Origin of the sequence: Nonomuraea sp. NPDC050540 (assembly GCF_044457485.1) — a bacterium.
Classification (GTDB): Bacteria; Actinomycetota; Actinomycetes; order Streptosporangiales; family Streptosporangiaceae; genus Nonomuraea.
In genome coordinates, this window is record NZ_JBITHA010000023.1 from 86149 (window position 1) to 102449 (window position 16301).

At 69.1% G+C, this 16301-nt stretch carries 23 protein-coding genes and 1 tRNA gene; 11 read left to right on the forward strand and 13 right to left on the reverse strand.

Annotation, left to right across the window (positions count from 1 at the left end):
• Positions 1 to 45 precede the first annotated feature (45 nt).
• A complete protein-coding gene (locus tag ACIBI5_RS47725) occupies positions 46 to 453 on the reverse strand; it encodes a VOC family protein (protein WP_397257460.1) in 408 nt (135 codons plus the stop codon).
• A gap of 5 nt (positions 454 to 458) precedes the next feature.
• Positions 459 to 911 carry a helix-turn-helix transcriptional regulator gene (locus ACIBI5_RS47730; RefSeq protein ID WP_397257565.1) on the reverse strand — a complete coding sequence of 151 codons (453 nt, stop codon included), beginning with the start codon at positions 909 to 911 and terminating at the stop codon, positions 459 to 461.
• A 105-nt stretch (positions 912 to 1016) separates the two neighbouring features.
• On the opposite strand from ACIBI5_RS47730, the gene ACIBI5_RS47735 reads away from it, so the two are divergent.
• Positions 1017 to 1472 carry a hypothetical protein gene (locus tag ACIBI5_RS47735; RefSeq protein WP_397257462.1) on the forward strand — a complete coding sequence of 152 codons (456 nt, stop codon included), beginning with the start codon at positions 1017 to 1019 and terminating at the stop codon, positions 1470 to 1472.
• Here the strand turns inward: ACIBI5_RS47735 and ACIBI5_RS47740 are convergent.
• Both ACIBI5_RS47740 and ACIBI5_RS47745 read right to left on the reverse strand, forming a co-directional pair.
• The gene (locus ACIBI5_RS47740) at positions 1469 to 1930 is read right to left on the reverse strand and encodes an NUDIX domain-containing protein (protein WP_397257464.1); all 462 of its coding nucleotides are present in this window, start codon (positions 1928 to 1930) and stop codon (positions 1469 to 1471) included. The two genes, ACIBI5_RS47735 and ACIBI5_RS47740, sit on opposite strands and share 4 nt — an antisense overlap.
• 16 nt (positions 1931 to 1946) lie before the next feature.
• Positions 1947 to 2570, reverse strand: coding sequence for a LysE family translocator (locus ACIBI5_RS47745; protein WP_397257466.1), 624 nt, complete (start codon positions 2568 to 2570; stop codon positions 1947 to 1949).
• Between the two features lie 91 nt (positions 2571 to 2661).
• Between ACIBI5_RS47745 and ACIBI5_RS47750 the strand changes: the two genes are divergently transcribed.
• Both ACIBI5_RS47750 and ACIBI5_RS47755 read left to right on the forward strand, forming a co-directional pair.
• Positions 2662 to 3612 carry a neutral zinc metallopeptidase gene (locus ACIBI5_RS47750; RefSeq protein ID WP_397257468.1) on the forward strand — a complete coding sequence of 317 codons (951 nt, stop codon included), beginning with the start codon at positions 2662 to 2664 and terminating at the stop codon, positions 3610 to 3612.
• Between the two features lie 113 nt (positions 3613 to 3725).
• The gene (locus ACIBI5_RS47755; protein WP_379613156.1) at positions 3726 to 4025 is read left to right on the forward strand and encodes a type II toxin-antitoxin system VapB family antitoxin; all 300 of its coding nucleotides are present in this window, start codon (positions 3726 to 3728) and stop codon (positions 4023 to 4025) included.
• Between the two features lie 3 nt (positions 4026 to 4028).
• Here the strand turns inward: ACIBI5_RS47755 and ACIBI5_RS47760 are convergent, their stop codons facing one another.
• From ACIBI5_RS47760 to ACIBI5_RS47780, 5 genes are all read right to left on the reverse strand, one after another.
• Entirely contained in the window at positions 4029 to 4412 is a 384-nt protein-coding gene (locus ACIBI5_RS47760; RefSeq protein WP_397257470.1) for a hypothetical protein, read from the reverse strand.
• Between the two features lie 116 nt (positions 4413 to 4528).
• A tRNA-Ser gene (locus ACIBI5_RS47765) sits at positions 4529 to 4615 on the reverse strand.
• 10 nt (positions 4616 to 4625) lie between these two features.
• Positions 4626 to 5063, reverse strand: a complete 438-nt coding sequence (tadA, locus tag ACIBI5_RS47770) for a tRNA adenosine(34) deaminase TadA (protein ID WP_397106188.1) — start codon at positions 5061 to 5063, stop codon at positions 4626 to 4628.
• Between the two features lie 14 nt (positions 5064 to 5077).
• On the reverse strand, positions 5078 to 5554 hold the full coding sequence (locus ACIBI5_RS47775; RefSeq protein WP_397257472.1) for a tRNA adenosine deaminase-associated protein: 477 nt from the start codon (positions 5552 to 5554) through the stop codon (positions 5078 to 5080).
• A 16-nt stretch (positions 5555 to 5570) separates the two neighbouring features.
• Entirely contained in the window at positions 5571 to 6080 is a 510-nt protein-coding gene (locus tag ACIBI5_RS47780; protein WP_397106192.1) for a tRNA adenosine deaminase-associated protein, read from the reverse strand.
• Positions 6081 to 6234: 154 nt separating this feature from the next.
• On the opposite strand from ACIBI5_RS47780, the gene upp reads away from it, so the two are divergent.
• The 5 genes from upp (at position 6235) to ACIBI5_RS47805 (ending at position 10256) form a co-directional block, all read left to right on the forward strand.
• Positions 6235 to 6873 (forward strand): uracil phosphoribosyltransferase, encoded by a 639-nt coding sequence (upp, locus tag ACIBI5_RS47785; RefSeq protein ID WP_397257474.1) that lies wholly within the window; start codon positions 6235 to 6237, stop codon positions 6871 to 6873.
• Between the two features lie 111 nt (positions 6874 to 6984).
• On the forward strand, positions 6985 to 7209 hold the full coding sequence (locus ACIBI5_RS47790; RefSeq protein WP_184959181.1) for a hypothetical protein: 225 nt from the start codon (positions 6985 to 6987) through the stop codon (positions 7207 to 7209).
• A 252-nt stretch (positions 7210 to 7461) separates the two neighbouring features.
• Complete coding sequence (locus tag ACIBI5_RS47795) at positions 7462 to 7992, forward strand: PH domain-containing protein (protein WP_397257476.1); 531 nt, start codon at positions 7462 to 7464, stop codon at positions 7990 to 7992.
• A 97-nt stretch (positions 7993 to 8089) separates the two neighbouring features.
• Complete coding sequence (locus ACIBI5_RS47800) at positions 8090 to 9430, forward strand: helix-turn-helix domain-containing protein (RefSeq protein ID WP_397257478.1); 1341 nt, start codon at positions 8090 to 8092, stop codon at positions 9428 to 9430.
• 148 nt (positions 9431 to 9578) lie between these two features.
• Positions 9579 to 10256: a FadR/GntR family transcriptional regulator gene (locus ACIBI5_RS47805; RefSeq protein WP_379613099.1), complete on the forward strand. Its 678-nt coding sequence runs from the start codon at positions 9579 to 9581 to the stop codon at positions 10254 to 10256.
• A gap of 6 nt (positions 10257 to 10262) precedes the next feature.
• On the opposite strand, the gene ACIBI5_RS47810 is transcribed toward ACIBI5_RS47805, so the two are convergent.
• The gene (locus tag ACIBI5_RS47810; RefSeq protein WP_397257480.1) at positions 10263 to 10547 is read right to left on the reverse strand and encodes a hypothetical protein; all 285 of its coding nucleotides are present in this window, start codon (positions 10545 to 10547) and stop codon (positions 10263 to 10265) included.
• Positions 10548 to 10607: 60 nt separating this feature from the next.
• On the opposite strand from ACIBI5_RS47810, the gene ACIBI5_RS47815 reads away from it, so the two are divergent.
• Positions 10608 to 11042 (forward strand): MarR family winged helix-turn-helix transcriptional regulator, encoded by a 435-nt coding sequence (locus ACIBI5_RS47815; protein ID WP_397257482.1) that lies wholly within the window; start codon positions 10608 to 10610, stop codon positions 11040 to 11042.
• A gap of 272 nt (positions 11043 to 11314) precedes the next feature.
• Here ACIBI5_RS47815 and dnaN read toward each other — a convergent pair whose 3' ends face one another.
• The 3 genes from dnaN to ACIBI5_RS47830 form a co-directional block, all read right to left on the reverse strand.
• Positions 11315 to 12415 carry a DNA polymerase III subunit beta gene (dnaN, locus tag ACIBI5_RS47820; RefSeq protein ID WP_397257484.1) on the reverse strand — a complete coding sequence of 367 codons (1101 nt, stop codon included), beginning with the start codon at positions 12413 to 12415 and terminating at the stop codon, positions 11315 to 11317.
• A gap of 66 nt (positions 12416 to 12481) precedes the next feature.
• Positions 12482 to 13135, reverse strand: a complete 654-nt coding sequence (locus tag ACIBI5_RS47825) for a LuxR C-terminal-related transcriptional regulator (protein ID WP_397257486.1) — start codon at positions 13133 to 13135, stop codon at positions 12482 to 12484.
• Positions 13129 to 14553: a sensor histidine kinase gene (locus tag ACIBI5_RS47830; RefSeq protein WP_397257488.1), complete on the reverse strand. Its 1425-nt coding sequence runs from the start codon at positions 14551 to 14553 to the stop codon at positions 13129 to 13131. Before ACIBI5_RS47830 ends, ACIBI5_RS47825 begins: the two co-directional genes overlap by 7 nt.
• 108 nt (positions 14554 to 14661) lie before the next feature.
• Between ACIBI5_RS47830 and ACIBI5_RS47835 the strand changes: the two genes are divergently transcribed.
• Positions 14662 to 15570 (forward strand): ABC transporter ATP-binding protein, encoded by a 909-nt coding sequence (locus ACIBI5_RS47835; protein ID WP_397257490.1) that lies wholly within the window; start codon positions 14662 to 14664, stop codon positions 15568 to 15570.
• Positions 15567 to 16301 carry an ABC transporter permease gene (locus tag ACIBI5_RS47840; protein WP_397257492.1) on the forward strand — a complete coding sequence of 245 codons (735 nt, stop codon included), beginning with the start codon at positions 15567 to 15569 and terminating at the stop codon, positions 16299 to 16301. Before ACIBI5_RS47835 ends, ACIBI5_RS47840 begins: the two co-directional genes overlap by 4 nt.

Here is a 16301-nt window from a genome sequence, read left to right on the forward strand (position 1 = left end):
CCGTGATCAGCGGCACAACCTCTTTTTGCGTTCGGGGCGGACCCTTCAGATCTGGTTGATGCGCACCATGTTGCCCGCCGGGTCGCGGAAGGCGCAGTCGCGCAGGCCGTACGGCTGGTCGGCCGGTTCCTGGACGACGTCGGCCCCGGCGGCCTGGACGCGTTCGAAGGTGGCGTCCAGGTCCGAGGTGGCCAGGACGATGCCCGCGTAGCTGCCCTTGGCCATCAGCTCGGCGATCGTGCGGCGCTCGTCGTCGCTGAGGCCCGGGTCGCTGCCGGGCGGTTCGAGGACGATCGACGTCTCCGGCCGGCCCGGCGGCCCGACCGTGATCCAGCGCATGCCTTCGTAGCCCACGTCCTTGCGCACCTCGAAGCCCAGCGCGTCGCGGTAGAAGGCGAGCGACTTCTCAGGGTCGTCGGCGGGCAGGAATGTCAGGTGAATCGTGAGGTTCATGCACCTCACGGTAGGTCGGCACGCGCGGTGACCGCTTCTCGATTCCTGATCGGTCGCATGATCCGCTTGGCGACGCACGCGGGGATGCCGTCGGCGTCCTTGGCGGCCAGGCGGCGGTAGGTGCTCGGCGACATGCCGACCAGTTCGGAGAACCGGGTGCTGAACGTGCCCAGCGACGAACAGCCCACCGCGAAGCAGACCTCGGTGACCGACAGGTCGCCGCGCCGCAGAAGGGTCATGGCCCGTTCGATGCGCCGGGTCATCAGGTAGCTGTAGGGCGATTCGCCGTAGACGGCGCGGAACTCCCTGCTGAGATGCCCGGCCGAGATGTGCGCGCCGCGTGCCAGCGCCTCCACGTCCAGTGGCTGCGCGTAGTCCCGGTCGATCCGGTCACGTACGCGGCGCAGCAGGACGAGCTCGCGCAGGCGCGGGTCGGATCTGCCGGTCACGGCTCCCAGCCTGCCCTGCGGACCGGCGCGCTGTCCACGCCGTCCCCTTTGCGTGGGAGTGGTCTCCCCCGTCCGGGGGAGGGATCGCGCGGCCCGCCTGCCTACGTTCGGGGCATGGAAATGGCGCGCTGGCCGGCGTACACGATGACCGTGTTGTTCCTCGGGTACGGCGCCGGCAAGGCGGTGTTCGCGGCCCAGGGGAAGCTGGGGTTCCCCGGCGGGCCGGTGGTGCCGGCGGAGGAGTACGTGGCCTATGCCCGTGACGTGATGAACGTGACCACGGCCCAGTGGTTCGCCGCCGCGAACGGGCTGATCGGCGCGGCGCTCTTCCTGTCCACGGTGACCAGGGTGGGGCGCCGGGTGCCGCGTCCGCTGATGCTGGCGGTGCTCGGGGTCGCGTTCCTCGGCGTCGGGGCGGGCATGGTGGTCATGATCGCGGACGGGTTCTTCGGGCTGGGCGTGGGCTGGCGGTGGTACCACGGCGTGCTCGGGATCGTGGTGCTCGGCCTGATGGCCGCGACGGTCCGGTCCTACGCGCGGGCGACCCGGCGCGCGGGACCGGCCGGCTAGGCGTCCTCCGGCGCCAGGAAGCTCGGGGCGCCGGAGTCGCGCGCGGCGGCCGCGGCCGACAGCCGCGCGAAGGCGTGCGGACGGAGCAGCTCGGCGGCGGTCTCCATGGGGAAGAAGCCGTAGTCGTCGAGTTCCTCGGCCTGCAGGGTGATCGGGGTGCCGGGGTCGAGGGTGCCGCAGTCGAACATGAAGTGGACCGACGGCAGCGGGCAGGTGTCCAGGGGCATGAGCCACTGGGTCACCAGCAGGCTGCCGGGCGTGGTGGCGAGGCCGAGTTCCTCCGCCAGCTCGCGGGCGCAGGCCTGCGAGGGGTGCTCGCCCTCGTCGATCAGGCCTCCTGCGAAGTTCCAGTGGTCGCGGTAGTTGGGCTTGACCAGGAGTACGCGCCCCCGCGGGTCCGTGATGTAGGCCGCGGCGGCGGCGACGAGCTTGTTCACCGACATCCAGAAGTCATCCACGCGATCACCCTAGGCCTCAGGCGACGACCGCCTTGGTGCGGTCGGTGGCCATGTGGACGGCCATCGCGCCGAGGACGCTGCCGGTCACGTACCGCTGGACGCGCACCCAGCGCGGGTGCGTCGCGAGGAACGCCGCCAGCGCGCCCGCCGACAGCGCGATCAGCGCGTTGACCAGCGTGCCGATGAAGATCTGGACCGACCCCAGCGCGAGGCTCTGCAGGAGCACGTGCCCCATCGACGGGTCGATGAACTGCGGGAGCAGCGAGAGATACAGGATCGCGATCTTTGGATTGAGCAGGCAGGTGAGCAGACCCATGGCGAAGAGCCTGCGCGGCCGCTCGACGGGCAGCTCTCGGGCCTCGAACGCGGAGACGCCGCCGGGCTTGATGGTGTTCCAGGCCAGCCACAGCAGGTACGCCGCGCCGGCCAGCTTCAACGCCGTATAGGCGGCGGGCACGTAGGCGAACAGAGCGGTCAGTCCCAGGCACGTCGCCGTCAGGTAGACGGTGAAGCCGAGCGCCACGCCCGTGAGTGAGATCAGACCGGCACGCCGGCCTTGGGTGATCGACCGCGAGACCAGGTAGATCATGTTCGGGCCGGGCGTCAGCACCATGCCCAGCGAAACCAGTGCAATTCCCAACAAACCAGCTGTCACCCCGCAAGGGTAACCTGGTGCCAGAAATGGCCGATTACGGAGCGTAGTAGGGCCGCTACCCGGGAAGTCGTCTCACATGCAGTTCGACGATGACGCGAAGCTCGACCCGTCCGAGATCGAGGACGTACGAGCGACCGGCCCCAAGCAGGGCGGCGGCGGAGGGATGATGCCGGCCGGATGCGCGTCGCTGCCGATCAGCGGCAAGGGCGGCGGCTGCCTGCTGATCATCCTGGCGGTGGCGGCGCTGTTCGTGTTCAAGATCGTTCCGTCCCCGTTCACCGGCGACCAGCAGCAGCAACCGCAGGGAGGCGGTCAGGCGCCGCCCGCGCCGGCCGTCACGCCCAGCGGGAACCTGGCCGAGCGCTGCAAGACCGGCGCCGACGCCGACCAGTCCGAGGACTGCCGCGTCGTCGGCATCGTCAACAGCATCCAGACGTACTGGAAGCAGGCCTTCGCCGCGCGCGGCGGCAGCGCCTACACACCGGCCAAGACGGTGCTCTTCTCCCGTGCCGTCAACACCGCCTGTGGCGCGGCCGACTCCGCTGTCGGCCCCTTCTACTGCCCCAGGGACCGCAAGGTCTATCTCGACCTCACGTTCTTCAACACCCTCCAGCGCGACTACGGCGCCGAAGGCGGTCCCTTCGCCCAGGCCTATGTCATCGCCCACGAGTACGGTCACCACGTCCAGAACCTCCTCGGCACCATGAACCGGGTCGGCGACAGCCGCCAGGGCGCGAGCAGCGGAGCCGTACGCCTGGAACTGCAGGCCGACTGCTACGCCGGGGTCTGGGCGAACAACGCCGTCAAGACCGGCTTCTACAGCCAGCCGTTCACCCAGGCCGACATCGACCAGGCACTCAGCGCGGCCGCCGCGGTCGGCGACGACAGCATCCAGCGCAAGGCCCAGGGCCGGGTGACGCCCGACGCGTTCACCCACGGCACCTCGCAGCAGCGCGAGAAGTGGTTCACGGTCGGCTACCAGACCGGTGACCCCAAGCGTTGCGACACGTTCACCGGAGCGATCTGAGGGCTTTCCCCGGCGGCCACACCGCCGGTGTTCGCGGCGAATGCGACGCGGGCCGGCCTGGGCCGACGGCGGTGGAGAGCGCGAGAAATCGGATTCTCTCCTAAAATCAATGGGTGATCTTTAAGTTGGTCGGCGACGGACGTCCTTATCCCGAACATGGTCTGACGCACCGCGAGTGGGCGCAGATACCACCGCGGCAGGTCCGGCTCGACTCGCTGGTCACCACCAAAGCCATGCTCGACCTGCACTCGCTGCTGGCCGCCGACTCGACGTTCTACGGCGACCTGTTCCCGCACGTGGTCCAGTGGCAGGGCGAGCTCTACCTGGAGGACGGCCTGCACCGGGCACTGCGCGCCGCGCTGCACCAGCGGTCCATCCTGCACGCCAGGGTCCTCGAACTGCCCCCGAGCTGACGCTCAGCGACGGAAGTACGGCTTCGCCTTGACGCTCGCGTAGCGCTGCCAGAGGCCGCCGTCGTCCTGGAAGTCGTACCAGGCGTCCTCAAGGCGGTCGTCCACGACGTTGCAGGTGCTGGTGCGGGAGTGGCCGCGCTTGATCGGGCCCACGTAGATGGTGCCCTTGCCGACGTACCGGCCGTTGATGTGCAGGCGGCAGGTCCCTCCCACCCAGGCGATGTTGCGACGGCTGTTGTTGATCACCTTGATGCGGATCGCGCAGGCCGACTCGCACCATCCGAAACTGAGCTTCAGCCGCACCGGCGCGGCCGCCGCCTGGGCCGGCGCCGCGACCAGCGTCCCGGCCAGGGCCAGGCCGGAGACGAGCGCGATCAGACGTTTCACGGAAACCCCCGGTAAAGAAGCAGTCAAGTCGGCCCATGATCACACGTCATCGCGGACGGTCACAAGAAACGCGAAGAGCCGCCGGCCCGGTCCGGGTCGGCGGCTCTTGTGCCAGGCGGTGGTGGTGGGATTTGAACCCACGGATGAGTTGCCCCATCACACGCTTTCGAGGCGTGCGCCCTCGGCCACTAGGCGACACCACCGCCGACGAGCTTACCGGATCCGCCGAGTGGCGAAGAACTCCTTAAGTACCGCGGAACACTCATCCGCGAGCACGCCCATGACGACCTCGGGCCGGTGGTTGAGCCGGCGGTCCCTGACGACGTCCCACAGCGAGCCCACGGCGCCGCCCTTCGGATCCACCGCGCCGTACACGATCCGGTCCACCCGGGCCAGCACGGCGGCTCCCGCGCACATGGTGCACGGCTCCAGGGTGACCACGAGCGTGCAGCCGGTCAGGCGCCAGGCGCCGCGTGCGGTGGCGGCCCGCCGTACGGCGAGGATCTCGGCGTGGGCGGTGGGGTCGGCGCTCGCCTCGCGGTCGTTGCCCGCGCGGGACAGGACCTCGCCCTCGGCGGAGAGGATCACGGCGCCGACGGGGACCTCGCCGCGCGCCCCGGCCTGCCGGGCCTCCTGGAGCGCCAGGCGCATGGCGGCCGCGTGGGTCAACGCAGGCGGTCCAGTTCGTCGGCGAAGGCCAGGCGCTCGGCGATGACCGACAGGACGTCGGCGGGCAGCACGCCCTCCTCCATGCTGAGCTCCAGGAGTTCCTCGGAGCTGACGCCGAGGTCGCTCAGCAGCTCGAAGTCGCCGGACGGCTTCACGCCGAGCCCGTTGCCCTCCGTCTCCGGCGCGACACCGGCGAACTCGGCGAACAGCTCGCCGAGGGTGTCGGTCAGGCCGGCGTGCGCGTCGGACAGGAAGACGCGCGGCTCCTCCTCGCCGGTGTAGCGGGCGATGGCGAACCACTCGTCCTCGACCTCGACGCACAGCAGCGCCAGCTCGTCGCCGGTCAGGCCCAGACTCTCCTGTACGGCGTCGCCGAGATCGTCGACGAACTCGGCCGCGCTGAGGTCGACCTCGGCACCGCTCCAGCCGTCCTCGGTCCTGACGAACGCCGCAGAGAAGGTGTTAGAGGCCATCCCGAACTCCCGTGAGTCAGCCGAAGACCGATTCGATGGCGCGCTCGAACGGCTCGGAGAATCCGAGCCGCCCGGCGATGCTGGACAGGACGTCCTCGGGCAGCAGGTCGATGTCGCCGGACAGGATGCCCAGCTCCATCTCGTCGAGCCCGAGGTCGGCGAAGATCGACAGGTCGCCCGCGGGCAGCACCGTGTCCTCGTCCTGGAGGATCTCGTCGAGCTCATCCTCGTCGGGGATCGGGACGTCGATGTACTCGAGGACCTGCTGGGCGAGCGGGAAGTCCCAGGAGGCGGCGATGTCGGACAGGAAGACATCGACCCGCTCACCGAGAACGCGCAGCGCCACGAAGAACTCATCCCCCACGGCGACCAGGCCAATCGTGCCGCTCTCGCTCGGCTGCTGGCGTAGCGCGTGGATCAGGCCATGCAGGTCGGAGGTGAGCCCGATAGGAAGGAGCTCGGCGTCCCAGCAGCCGTCTTCGCGGTAGACCACGACGGCGAAATCAAGGGCGTCTTCGTCTGCCATCGTCCATCCACCCGATCCCTGACCTGACGGCCACTAGTAGGGCACCCAATCGTTCCAGACGTGCCTACCCGCCGTGGGCGGCTCCGACCAAATTGTGATCAAAACCAGTTCCGCGACGTGCCGGTACGTTCCACACAAGATAGCGTTGTCCCTTATGGAAACCCTCGTCGTCGATCATCCCTTGGTGGCGCACAAGCTCACCGCGCTGCGGGATGTCCGCACCGACTCGCCGACGTTCCGCAGGCTCGCGGACGAACTGGTGACTCTGCTCGCGTACGAGGCCACTCGTGACGTCCGGGTCACCGACGTCACGGTGCGCTCGCCCGTCGCCGAGGCTCACGGGGTACGGCTGGCGCGGCCGTACCCGCTGGTGGTCCCGATCCTGCGGGCCGGGCTCGGCATGCTGGAGGGCATGACGCGGCTGCTGCCCACGGCGGAGGTCGGGTTCCTGGGCATGATCCGCAACGAGTCGACGCTCCAGGCGGAGACCTACGCCACCCGGCTGCCCGACGACCTGTCCGGCCGGCAGTGCTACGTCGTGGACCCGATGCTGGCCACCGGCGGCACGCTGGCCGCGGCGATCCAGTTCCTGTTCGACCGGGGCGCGGTCGACGTGACGGCGCTCTGCCTCCTGGCGGCGCCGGAGGGCCTGGCGCACATGGACAAGGTGTTCGCCAATTCCGGCAAGCCCATCCGCGTGGTCACGGCCGCTCTTGACGAGCGGCTGAACGAGAACGGCTACATCGTGCCCGGCCTCGGGGACGCCGGCGACCGTCTCTACGGCGTGGTCTGAGAACCTCTTTCCCTCTCCATGGACCTGCCCTTCGTTACATACTGTGTTTGTGTGGGTACGAAGAGTAAGGAAGCCGTCCCATTTTCCGGGATGCGGGCGTGAGGGAGCACGATGAGCGATCGCACCGAAGCCGATCCGAGTCCGTACGCGGACGTCGAGACGGCGCTGCGCGACGAGTTCGCCGGCGTCCACTCCGCGACCACGGTCACACGCTGCGTCGAAGCCGCTCATTACGGTGCGCTAGAGGTGACCGGCTACGCCCATGCGGGCCTCGTCGAGCGGATCGCGCGCAAACACCTTCACGTCCTGGCGCTCGTGGCCAGCGAGCGCGGCTAAGAAGATCACAACTAACCGGCGCAGTTGCGCTTTACCCCGGCTAGGTAGTGGGTAACGTATACGGCGGGTGTAGTGGGTAAGTGGTACGGAGGCGACAGTGCAGGTCAAAAAAGTCCTCACCTACGGTGGTATCGCATTCGTTGCGTACTACCTGTTCGCGCGACCAGCGGACGCCGCTGACGCGGTCAGAGGGGCGTTCGACACGGTCTTCAACGCGGCCGACTCGCTGGCTCAATTTGTGAACAGCCTCGCATGAGACTTGTGACCCACGGGGACTCTGCTCCGTCGTCGGTCAACCGCTACCTACTCCCCCACGAACACCAGGTCATCATGGTGCGGCGTCACCCAGCCGTGCTGCTCCGTCCGGTCGCCGAGGTCTTCGGCGGCCTGATCATCGCCGGGCTGCTGAGCAAGTTCTTCGGCGACAAGGGGGGCGGCACGGCCCTCGTTGTCGTCTGGTGGCTCTGGTTGCTGCTCTTGATCCGTTTTGTATGGAAAGTCGCGGAGTGGTCGGTTGACTACTTTGTGGTTACTTCGAAGCGGATGCTGCTGACCACGGGTTTGATCACCCGTAAGGTCGCGATGATGCCGCTGCAGAAGGTCACGGACATGAGCTTCCAGCGGTCCCTGCTGGGGCGCATGCTCGGTTACGGGGAGTTCATCCTCGAGTCGGCGGGCCAGGACCAGGCCCTGTCCAACGTGGAGTACATTCCCTACCCCGAGACCCTGTATCTGGAGGTCTGCCAGATGCTTTTCCCCGGCAAGGACGAGGGGGACGATTAATCTCCACGTAGGGAATTCTTCAGGCGGGGATACCCGATTCGGCTACTTCATGCAATCATTTGCGTGTTGTTGACCCTTCCCCGCCTTGAGAGATGAGATGCCGAGTCAGGGAACCATCGGTGACCGCGTCCGAGGACTGCGGCTGAACAGGCGGATGTCCCAGGCCCAGCTGGCCGGGCCCGACCTGTCAGACAGTTACGTCTCACTCATCGAGTCAGGCAAGCGTACGCCGACTCCTGTCGTGGCCCGCCTTCTCGCCGAACGGCTGGGCTGCACCACCGAATTCCTTCTGCACGGCATCGAGCCAAGGCAGCGCATCGACACCGAGCTCGGGCTGAGACACGCCGAGCTTGAGCTGCAGCACGGCGACGCGGCCACGGCAGCCGAGCGCTTCACCGAGATCGTGAAGGCCGCGGACGAGGAAAACGCGATGCTCACCGCGCAGGCCCGCTTCGGCCGTGCGCGCGCACTCGAAGCACAGGGCCGCCTCGGGCAGGCCGTCGAGGCGTTCGAACGGCTGCGCCGCGAGGCCGCCGCTCATCCCGAGCGCCTGGCCGACCTGCCGCTGACCGTCGCGCTGAGCCGCTGCTACCAGCGGGCCGGCGACCGGCTGAGAGCACGCGACCTGGCCGCGAACGCGCTCGCGCAGGCGTCCAGGCTGGCGATCATGCAGGGTGAGCTCGCGGTGGACCTCGCCGCGGCGCTGATCGAGACGCAGGGGGAGGGCGACTCGGCGGCGATCACCTTCGTCAAGCAAGTGCTGGACGTGAGTGGCGTATCGCTTGTTGTGGACCGTTCCGGAGAGATCCACGCACTGTGGCAGGCGAGCATCGCCGCGGCCGCGGGCGAGGACTCCGCTCTGGCGGTCCGCCTGGCCGACGATGCCATCATGGCCGGTCGCGCCGGCCGGATCGGGCGCCAGCTCGCCGTCACCGCCATGCGGTGGGCGAAGCTGGAGACCTCTTCGGTCGACGAGGCCGAGGTACTCGCCGCCGCCGCGACGACCGTCTTCGCCGGGCTGCCCGGCACGACGGCCGAGCACGGCGAGAGCCTGGTCGCCCACGCCCAGGTACGCCTGCGCGCCGGCGAGCCCGCCAAGGCGGGCGAGCTGGCCGGAGCCGCGATCGACCTGCTCGCGAGCTCTCCGATCAAGGCCGAGGCGCACCTGGTGATCGCCAAGGTCTCGATGGGGCTGGGCGGCGACGCCTTCGTACACCTGGACGCCGCCCGCGACGTGCTCGCCGGGCTCGGCCGTCCGATGTACGGCTCCGACCGGCAGGCCGCGCGTTCCTGGCGTGAGCTCGGTGACCTCTACGGCGAGGCGAACGCGCCCGGCCAGCAGACGGCGGCCTACCGCAGGGCGCTCGAAGCGGCAGGCGTACGCTCGTTCATGGCGGGGGTTACAGCCGACGCCCAGATCACGCACGGCAGCAGTTAGCCGACTCCGCTGACCAGGGCCTTTCGGTGGAGGCCCTGGTGATGGTACCTGCCCGGCAGGCTTAGACTTGCGCCTCTCAGGCAGGAATAATTAGGGTCTACCAGTCATTGACTCATAGGATGATTGGTTTCCCCGGAGGAGGCAGACTGTGAGTCTGCGTACGGCACAGCGGGCATCGCTCGTGGACCAGGTGATCGATCAGCTCAAGGAGCAGATCACGTCAGGGTCGTGGCCGTTGAACGGCAAGATCCCGACAGAGACCGTTCTGGCCGAGCAGCTCGGGGTCGGTCGCAACACCGTCAGGGAAGCCGTACGCGCGCTCACTCACGCCGGCCTGCTCGACTGCCGCCAGGGCGACGGCACCTACGTACGGGCCACCAGCGAGCTGTCCGGGGCCATGCTGCGCCGGCTGCGGCAGGCGGAACAGCTGGAGATCCTCGAGGTACGCCGCGCGCTGGAGGTCGAGTCGGCGCGCCTGGCCGCCACCCGCCGCACCGACACCGACATCCTCAACATCGAGAGCCGTCTGGCCGAGCGCGACCGCGCCTGGGAGGCCGACGACCCCGACGCGTTCGTGGAGGCCGACCTGGCCTTCCACATGGCCGTCGCGCATGCCACGCACAACCTGGTGCTCATCGACCTGTACGAGGACTTCTCGGCCGCGCTGCGGGCCAGCATCACCGCCGCGGGCACCTCGCTCAACAAGAGCTACATCCCGCACGACGCGATCGCCCGCGCCATCGCCGCCGGCGACGCCGCCGCGGCGGAGCGGGCCGGGCACGCGTGCATGGAGCACATTCTCATCGCCCTCACCGACGAGAGCTGACCCTCCTCAGTCCTCACGGGTACCCTCCTCGGCCACCACAAGGGCGTCGATCGCGGCGAAGAAGGCCGCGATCCCGGGCAGGTTGGCGCCCTTCTCCCGCGAGGCGGCGAAGTCCGCGGGCGATCGCCATTCGACGACGTCCAGCCATTCGTCGCCGGGCAGGCGCACCAGGCGGGCGTTCAGGAACCCGGCACGGTCCTTCTCGAAGTCGGCCAGCATGGCGGAGCGCGCGGCCAGAAGCTCGTCGCCTCTGGCCGCCTTGAAACGGGTGAGTTCCACAGTTGTCGTCATGCGGCTAAGGTATAGTAAGGATTGATGATAGTCAATATTAGTGACTATATGGAGGTTGCCGTGCGGCGCAGCGAGCACAAGAAGATCGACCCCGACCTGGGGATTCTCGCCGGCCGGACGTTGTTCGCCTTCCAGCGGGAGCTGTTCTCCACCATCGCCAAGCAGGGACACAGCCGCATCAGGCCCCGGCACGGCGCCGTCCTCGCCTACCTGGATCCCGAAGGCAGCCGCGCCACCGACCTTTCCGCCCAGTCGGGGCAGCACAAGCAGGTCATCGGGACGCTGGTGGATGAGCTGGTGGAGCTGGGGTACGTGGAACGGCGGCCAGATCCGAAGGACCGGCGGGCCAAGCTGATCGTGCCCACGGAGCTGGGACTGGACCAGATGGCCAAGGCGGACGCACTGGTGAAACAGATCGAACACCGCCACGCGGCCAAGGTGGGGGACGCGGAGTGGGCGGCCTTCAAACGCGTGTTCCGCGAAATCACCGCCTGACCCTCCATCCCACCCAGGACCGCTCGCCGCCCGTTGAGCCGGGGCGGCGCCGCCTCGGCACTTCTCTGTCACACCCGCAAGACGGCACCGCCGACTTGAGCGGCGCTGGGGCTGCCTTGCGGGTGCTCGGGGATCGGGGGCTCGGGATCGTGGTTGTCGGAGGACCGTTGCGGTGGGGCATCCGTCCGACGTGAGAAGCGATCCCCCGATCGGCGCCCGCGCACGGCGGCGGGTGGCGTGGGGGTGGCTTCGCCGTAACGGATGGTGAGGGTTTATCCCTGGCGGAGGGACATCACGAGATAGCGGAACTCGGGCTCGGCGTCGCCGGGGACGTCCTGGATGAGGGCGGGGCGGGTGGAGGATTCCATGTTGATGCGGGCCAGCTCCGTCTCCACGCCGGTCAGGCCGTCGAGCAGGAAGTGGGACTGGAAGGCCATCTGGATGTCGTCGCCGCCGCGCAGTTCACATTCGACGACCTCGGTGCCGCGGCCGATGTCGCCGCCGCCCGCCTGGATCAGCACCTGGCTCTTGCTGAACGTCAGCCTGATCGCCGTGTTGCGCTCCGCCACCAGCGCCACGCGCTTGATCGCCTCCACGAACGGCGTCACGCGGACGTCGGCGCGGATGGACCAGTCGGCGGTCAGGCGGGTGCGGTAGTCGATGAACTGCTCGTCGAGCAGGCGTACGGTCGTGCTCCTGCCCACGCTCTCGAAGCCGGCCACGCCGTCGCCCATCGCGATCAGCACCTCACCGCCGCGCAACGACTTGGCCACCTCGACCAGCACCCGCGCGGGCACCATCGCGGAGACCGCCACGTCGGGCCGGGCCGGGCGCCAGGTGAAGTCGCGGGCGGCGATGCGGTAGCGGTCGGTGGCCGCCATCGCGACGTTCTCGCCCTCGATGTCGACGCGGATGCCGGTCAGCATGGGCAGCGTGTCGTCGCGGCTGGAGGCGGGCGCCACCTGCGTCACCGCACTGGCGAACACGCCTCCGCCGATGGCGCCGATGCCCGGCGGCATGGTGGGCAGGGTCGGGAAGTCGTCGACGGGCATCGTGATCAGGCCGAACTCGGCGCTGCCGCAGGTCAGGATGGCTTCGGCGCCCTCCGTCACGATCTGGACGTCCTCGGCGGGCAGGCTGCGGCTGATCTCGGCCAGCAGGCGGCCGGGGATGAGCACCTTGCCGGGCTCGGCCACGTCGGCCTCGACCCTGGCCTGGGCGGAGACGTCGTAGTCGAACGCCGCCAGGCTCAGCTCGTCGCTCGCCTCGATCAGCAGCCCGGACAGCACGGGGACGACAGGCCGGCTGGGCAACACCCTGGCCGCCCATGCCACCGCGTCTGCCAGCACATCACGGCTAACCCGGAATTTCACCTGATCTACCCTTTCGTGTCACCTGCCTCCTATGAAGGTATCCGGTGCCACCGACAAAGCGGCCCGTCACCGGCTGTTGAGGTAGGTGAGAACGGCCAGGACACGGCGGTTGTCGTCGTCCGACGGCGCCAGGTCGAGCTTGGCGAAGATGTTGGCCGTGTGCTTGGCCACCGCGCTCTCGCTCAGGTACAGGCGCTGCGCGATCGCCGCGTTGGAACGCCCCTCGGCCATGACCTCCAGGACCTCGCGTTCGCGCGGGGTGAGGGCGGTCAAGGGTTCGTTGCGGGCGTTGCTGGCCAGCAGCTTGGAGATGACCTCGGGGTCCATGGCGGTGCCGCCGGCCGCCACGCGGCGTACCGCGTCGACGAACTGGTCGGCGTTGAAGACGCGGTCCTTCAGCAGGTAGCCGATGCCGCCGGAGCCGTCGGCCAGGAGCTCGCGGGCGTAGAGCTGCTCGACGTGCTGGGACAGCACCAGGACCGGCAGGCCGGGGATCTTCCTGCGCGCCTCCAGGGAGGCCTTGATGCCCTCGTCGGTGAGGGTGGGCGGCAGCCGTACGTCCACGACGGAGACGTCGGGGCGCAGCTCGATCAGGGCCTTCAGCAGTTCGGGACCGGTCTCCACCGCGCCCACGACCGTGAAGCCGTGCGCCTGGAGAAGGCGGACGAGTCCGTCGCGGAGCAGGTACAGGTCTTCTGCTATGAGAACGCGGTTCAGCATCGGTTGAATGATAGGCGGGGAGGAGCCCACTGGCCCTTGTGGGAATGGGTCGCGGGGATCAGGACGGCCGCCACGTACATGCTGCCGCCGACCAGCATCATCAGGGCGATGACCGGCCACTGCCACGGCTCCGGCAGGTAGAGGGCGAGGAACCACGCCTTCTCGTCTATGGAGAAGATCTTGAAGATCGCGGCCACCAGGCCCTGCGGGAAGAACGGGCACCAGGCGGTCAGCCACAGGAAGACGACCACGCATGTCTTCCACAGCGGCATCTTGGGCAGGGCGCCGGACGACCACTTCTCCGGCAGGGAGCGCGGCAGCTCCATCGTGACCGTGGTGGGGCCGCCGGGCGGGCTGTGCAGGGCCAGGACGCCGTCGAAGGCGGCCAGCCTGCGTTCGATCCCGGCCAGTCCGCTGCCCTTGGCGGGGTCGGCGCCGCCCAGGCCGTCGTCCTCGACGGTGATGCGCAGGTCGCCGTCGTGCTGGCTGATGTCGACGTGGGCGCGCTCCGCCTGACCGTGGCGGGCGGCGTTCGACAGCAGCTCGCTGACGGCGAAGTACGCGGCCGCCTCCACGGGCGCCTCGGGGCGGTGCGGCAGGTCCACGTCCACCTCGACACGCAGCGGGCTGTCCATCGCCATCGCCCGTACGGCGTCGCCGATGCCCCGCTCGGCCAGCACGGGCGGATGGATGCCGCGCACCACGCGGCGCAGCTCGGTCAGCGTGTCGGCCGAGGCGTCGCGGGCCTTGGCCAGCAGGGCCTTGGCGGCCGCCGGGTCATTCTCGACGAGTTCCTCGACGGCGCCGAGCGTCATGCCGAGCGCCACCAGCCTGGCTTGGGTGCCGTCGTGCAGGTCCCGCTCGATCCTGCGCATCTCGGCGGCCTGCGTGTCGTTGGCCAGATTGCGCACCCTGTCCAGGTGGCGTACCCGCCCCGCCAGCAGGCTCGCCGCGGTGGGCGCCAGCAGGGCGCGCGCCCACAGGGCGTACAGCCGGACGCCCACGCGCGGCAGGAAGATGAGCAGCGGCGCGAGCGTGATCTTGACGATCGGGTCCCACAGCAGCCACAGCGAGTCCCGCCAGGAGGCCGCGTCGCTGATCAGCCACTTCCAGCGGTTGCTCCAGTCGGGAATCCGCGGAGTCTTGTAGAGCGTACGGTCGTGCCGGTACCAGCCGTCCGGCTGGGGTTGCGCCGGCGGCGGCTTCGGCAGGTACGGCGAGGCGATCTCGACCCCGGCCCACTCCCGAGCCCAGCGCCGGGTCAGCTCGGCCGCCCACCGGACCATCATGACCTGCGGCGGATAGAGGAACACCATGCCGAACGCGAAGGCCAGCGTGAGCATCGGCAACGCGACCAGCACCATGCCGACCTCGACGAACGCCATCGCGAGCAGGAGCATGGCGCGACCGAATCTCATGCCCTCAGTGTGCAGGAACCCGGCGAATCAGACACTGCATCTAAGTACACCCTTGCCTGGCAGCTAGCGCGATTCCGCCGTGGACCGGGTGTTTCTAGCGTCTGAGGCATGGACCTGATCGAAGTCACCAACCTCCGCAAGAGCTACAAAGACCATGTGGCCGTCGAGGACGTCTCGTTCTCCGTCGAGGAAGGCGAGATCTTCGGCATCCTCGGGCCCAACGGGGCCGGCAAGACCACCACCGTCGAGTGCGTCTCCGGCCTGCGCCGCCGCGACGGCGGCCAGATCAGCGTGGCTGGCATCGACCCCGGCCGCGACCGCGACCGGCTGCGCCGCATCCTCGGCGCCCAGTTGCAGAGCTCCCAGCTGCCCGAGCGCATCAAGGTGTGGGAGGCCATGGACCTGTACGCCTCCTTCTACCCCGACCCCGCCGACTGGCCGGAGCTGCTCGACCTGGTCGGCCTGACCGCCAAGCGGAACGCCACGTTCGCCAAGCTCTCCGGCGGCCAACGGCAACGGCTGTCGGTGGCGCTGGCGCTGGTGGGGCGGCCGCGCGTGGCCGTCCTGGACGAGCTGACCACCGGACTCGACCCGCAGGCGCGGCGCGACGTGTGGGAGCTCGTGGAGCGGATCCGCGCCGACGGCGTGACGGTCCTGCTGGTCACCCACTTCATGGAGGAGGCCGAACGGCTCTGCGACCGCGTGGCCCTCATCGACGGGGGCAAGGTGGCCGCGATCGACACCCCCGCCGGGCTGGTGGCGTCCGTGGACGGTGACCAGGAGGTCAGCTTCCGGCCCTCCTCCCCCGTGGACGAGGCGGTCCTGCTCGCCCTGCCCGAGGTGCGGTCGGTCGAGCGCAGCGGCGCCCGGCTCGTCGTCAGCGGCTCCGGCAACCTCGCGCCCGCCGTCACGCTCGCGCTGGCACAGCACCAGATCGTCCCGACCGACCTGCGCATCGAGCAGGCCAGCCTGGACGACGCCTTCCTCGCCATCACCGGAAAGAAGCTCATCCCATGATGAAGATCCTCGCCGTCGAGACCAAGCTCCAGCTGCGCGAATGGCCGGGCATCGCGTTCACCGTCGCGCTGCCGCTGGCGTTGCTGCTCGTCCTGGGCAGCATGCCGGGCTTCTCCGAGCGCAAGCCCGAGCTGAGCGGCCAGTCGCTCAACGACACCCAGATGCCGGCCATGATGACCATGCTCGCGCTGCTCACGCTGGCGTTCACCGTCCTGCCCTCGACCCTGACCGCCTACCGCGAGCGCGGCGTGCTGCGCAGGATGTCGACCACGCCCGTGCATCCGGCGCGCGTCCTGGCCGCCCAGCTCGTCATCAACCTCTCGATCGCCGCCCTGTCGACGTTGACGCTCATCGTCTGCGCCCGTCTCGTGCTCGGCACCGTGCCGCCGCGCGCCCCCGTCGCCTTCGCCCTCGTCTATCTCCTCGGTACGGCCGCGCTCCTGGCCATGGGCCTGGTGGTCGCGGCGATGCTGAAGAACAGCAAGGTGGCGGCGCCGGTCGGATCGGTGATCATGTTTCCGCTGATGTTCGTCGCGGGCATGTGGATCCCGCGCGAGCTCATGTCCCCGGTCCTGCGCACGATCGGCGACTTCTCCGTGGCCGGGCCGTTCGCCCAGGCCCTGCGCGACACCTGGGCGGGCAATGCGCCCCAGCTGCCGCACCTGGCCGTCATGGCCGGTGGGCTGCTGGTGTTCGGCGGGCTGGCCGTACGGCTGTTCCGGTGGGAGTGA

Coding starts and splice junctions, on each gene's coding strand:
- ACIBI5_RS47795 (WP_397257476.1), top strand. CDS start 7,462: ATGAGACTTGTGACCCACGGGGACTCTGCTCCGTCGTCGGTCAACCGC.
- ACIBI5_RS47810 (WP_397257480.1), bottom strand. CDS start 10,547: ATGACGACAACTGTGGAACTCACCCGTTTCAAGGCGGCCAGAGGCGAC.
- ACIBI5_RS47825 (WP_397257486.1), bottom strand. CDS start 13,135: ATGCTGAACCGCGTTCTCATAGCAGAAGACCTGTACCTGCTCCGCGAC.
- ACIBI5_RS47840 (WP_397257492.1), top strand. CDS start 15,567: ATGATGAAGATCCTCGCCGTCGAGACCAAGCTCCAGCTGCGCGAATGG.
- ACIBI5_RS47790 (WP_184959181.1), top strand. CDS start 6,985: ATGAGCGATCGCACCGAAGCCGATCCGAGTCCGTACGCGGACGTCGAG.
- upp (WP_397257474.1), top strand. CDS start 6,235: ATGGAAACCCTCGTCGTCGATCATCCCTTGGTGGCGCACAAGCTCACC.
- tadA (WP_397106188.1), bottom strand. CDS start 5,063: ATGCGCCTGGCGCTCCAGGAGGCCCGGCAGGCCGGGGCGCGCGGCGAG.
- ACIBI5_RS47800 (WP_397257478.1), top strand. CDS start 8,090: ATGCCGAGTCAGGGAACCATCGGTGACCGCGTCCGAGGACTGCGGCTG.
- ACIBI5_RS47830 (WP_397257488.1), bottom strand. CDS start 14,553: ATGAGATTCGGTCGCGCCATGCTCCTGCTCGCGATGGCGTTCGTCGAG.
- ACIBI5_RS47780 (WP_397106192.1), bottom strand. CDS start 6,080: ATGGCAGACGAAGACGCCCTTGATTTCGCCGTCGTGGTCTACCGCGAA.
- ACIBI5_RS47725 (WP_397257460.1), bottom strand. CDS start 453: ATGAACCTCACGATTCACCTGACATTCCTGCCCGCCGACGACCCTGAG.
- ACIBI5_RS47775 (WP_397257472.1), bottom strand. CDS start 5,554: ATGGCCTCTAACACCTTCTCTGCGGCGTTCGTCAGGACCGAGGACGGC.
- ACIBI5_RS47735 (WP_397257462.1), top strand. CDS start 1,017: ATGGAAATGGCGCGCTGGCCGGCGTACACGATGACCGTGTTGTTCCTC.
- ACIBI5_RS47835 (WP_397257490.1), top strand. CDS start 14,662: ATGGACCTGATCGAAGTCACCAACCTCCGCAAGAGCTACAAAGACCAT.
- ACIBI5_RS47750 (WP_397257468.1), top strand. CDS start 2,662: ATGCAGTTCGACGATGACGCGAAGCTCGACCCGTCCGAGATCGAGGAC.